We start from the raw sequence: 312 nt of genomic DNA, 5'->3' as shown, positions 1-312 counted from the left end.
CGCCCCTCCGGTAAGGGTGCCCAATACCCTTTTTTCCCTGTCGATGAGTGGCGAACCCGAGGATCCCCCTTCGGTGGCTCCGGTATCCCATGCCCCTACTTCCCAAAAGGAGTTGGGTTCAGCCTGGTAATTATTGGGAAGGGTAAACGAACCGAGGCGTAGCCGGTCTTCGTCTATGGCCACTTTCTTGACCCCTCCGTTGGGATGGTGCAGGCCGTGGAACGGTGCTGAAGGCGAAGAGCGGGCATTCCATCCCAGATAATAGGGTTGGTATTCTGCCGGAGGGATCTCTTTCAACCTGAGCAGGGAGAT

General features: G+C 57.1%; 1 pseudogene. It reads right to left on the bottom strand.

Annotation, left to right across the window (positions count from 1 at the left end):
- Positions 1–312, bottom strand: a pseudogene (locus D7D25_RS18135) (hypothetical protein); the annotation flags it as partial.

Source organism: Proteiniphilum sp. X52 (genome assembly GCF_003712195.1).
Taxonomy (GTDB): Bacteria; Bacteroidota; Bacteroidia; order Bacteroidales; family Dysgonomonadaceae; genus Proteiniphilum.
The sequence above is the reverse complement of the archived record's forward strand: the minus strand, read 5'-3'. Positions and strand labels throughout refer to the sequence as shown.